The organism is Limnohabitans sp. INBF003 (assembly GCF_055396645.1).
This window is the reverse complement of sequence record NZ_AP029222.1, coordinates 1100607-1102727: the sequence shown is the minus strand read 5'-3', so window position 1 is coordinate 1102727 and position 2121 is coordinate 1100607. Positions and strand designations below refer to the sequence as shown.

1 protein-coding gene is annotated in these 2121 nt (G+C 60.2%); it reads left to right on the top strand.

Annotation, left to right across the window (positions count from 1 at the left end; genetic code table 11):
* The first annotated feature begins 1 nt into the window (after nucleotide 1).
* On the top strand, nucleotides 2-2104 hold the full coding sequence (locus tag ACZ5VE_RS05220; protein ID WP_464456980.1) for a site-2 protease family protein: 2103 nt from the start codon (nucleotides 2-4) through the stop codon (nucleotides 2102-2104).
* The last annotated feature ends 17 nt before the right edge of the window (nucleotides 2105-2121 follow it).

The following is a 2121-nucleotide window of genomic DNA, read 5'->3' as shown; positions in this document are numbered from 1 at the left end:
CATGGCACTGCCCTCTCTGCGCGAAGAACTGGATATTTTTGAAGGCCCCAAACTGGCCAACGGCCAGCCCAGCTGGGTTTTGCAAGACCCGGTGCGCCAACAGTTTTTCAGAATCGACTGGCTGACCTTTGAAATCCTCAGCCGCTGGAGCCTGGACGATGGACCGGCCATCGTGCAAGCCATTGAACGTGACACCCCCCTTGAGGTGGAGCTGGAAGACCTGGAACGCACCCTGAAGTTCCTGGCAGAGCAGCAGCTTTTGCGCGTCGACAGCGCCGAAGGCATTCAAAAAATGGCCGAGCGCAAACAAGCCGCCCAAAACACCTGGTGGCAATGGCTGATCCACCATTACCTGTTTTTCAGGTTTCCATTGGTGCGCCCGGACCCGTGGCTGGAACGCACGATGCGGATCGCCGAGGTGTTCTTTTCCACGCCCTTTCGGTGGCTCACCGCGGCCGCACTGGTTTTCGGGCTGTCACAAGTCGTCCAGCAATGGGACATCTTTCACGCGTTCTTGCTGGACACGCTCACCCTGGAGGGCTTTGCCTCTTATGGCCTGGCCCTGTTTGTGGTCAAGGTGCTGCACGAACTCGGCCATGCCTATGCCTTGAAGCGGCATGGCGGACGGGTGCCCACCATGGGGGTGGCATTTTTGGTGATGTGGCCCATGGCCTACACCGACACCAACGAAGCCTGGAAAATCGCTGACCGGCGCAAGCGCCTGCAAATCTCCAGCGCGGGCATTGCCACCGAAGCCATGCTGGCCGCCTGGGCCCTGCTGGCCTGGTCACTTTTGCCCGATGGCGCACTGCGTTCGGCCATGTTTTTTGTGGCCTTCATCAGCTTGGGCATGACCATCGCCCTGAACACCAGCCCCTTCATGCGCTTCGATGGCTATTTCATCGTGTGTGACCTGCTGGACATGCCCAACTTGCATCAGCGCAGTTTTGCCCTGGCGCGCTGGCGTCTGCGAGAGTGGCTGTTCAAGCTCAATGAGCCCACCCCCGAGGTGTTGCCAGCCTGGAAATCCACCGCCTTGATCGTTTTCGCCTGGGCCACCTGGATTTACCGATTGGTGCTCTTCGTCGGCATTGCCTTGATGGTCTACCACCTGTTCACCAAACTGCTGGGGGTGGTGCTGTTCGGCATCGAAATTTACTGGTTCATCTGGTTTCCCTTGCGCAGTGAACTGCGCGAATGGCTGACCCGGCGCACCCACATCGTGCAGAGTCCACGCGCCAAAGTGACGGGGGCTGTGGCCGCTGTGTTGCTGGTGCTGTTTGCCATCCCTTTGCCAACGCATGTCTCGGTCATGGCTTTGTTCAAGCCCTCCGAAATATGGCCGGTGCACACCCCCGGCCCGGCCGTGGTTGAAACACTCCACGCACGGCATGGCCAGGATGTCACCGCGGGCCAAACGCTGGTTCATTTGCGCGCACCCGATGTGTTGCTGCAAATGAACATCAGCCAGTCGCGCTGGCAGCGCCTGAACTGGCAGGCCGCTACGGCAGGCATGCCAGAGGGGCAACAAGGCACACCCTTGGCGTTGTCACACAACCAACTGCAATCGGCACAGGCCGAATTCGACCGCGCACAGCAAATGCAGCAGCGCTACCAACCTCAAGCGCCTTTTGCCGGGCGTTTCTTGCTGAGCGACCCGGACATGCGCTCAGGGCAATGGCTGGACAAAAACGAAAAGATCGGTGTGGTCATTGGTCATGCCCCCTGGCGCATTGAAACCTGGGTCGACGAAGAGCAGGCCAGCCGCATCCGGATCGGTGCCCCTGCCCGCTTCAGGGCCGAAGGCTTGCCCCAAGCACTCACGGCCCAAGTGGTCAGCATCGACAAGGACACCACCCGGGTACTGCCCGACGGCCAACTCACGGCCTTGCATGGTGGGCATATTCTGGTCAGGGAACAACAGGGCAAGTGGATCCCCGAGCAAGCGGTTTACCGGGTCAGCCTGGAACTCGACCAGGCTTACACCCACGACCTGATGGCCACGCAACGCGGCATGTTGGCCATCGATGCGCAAGCCCACTCACTGGCCGGGCAATACCTGCGACACGCCTTGGCGGTGATCATCCGGGAGCTGAAGCCCTGAGGCTTCAAAACCCGAAA

Excerpts from the sequence above, each read along its gene's own strand:
- ACZ5VE_RS05220 (WP_464456980.1), top strand. The coding sequence starts at position 2 with ATGGCACTGCCCTCTCTGCGCGAAGAACTGGATATTTTTGAAGGCCCC.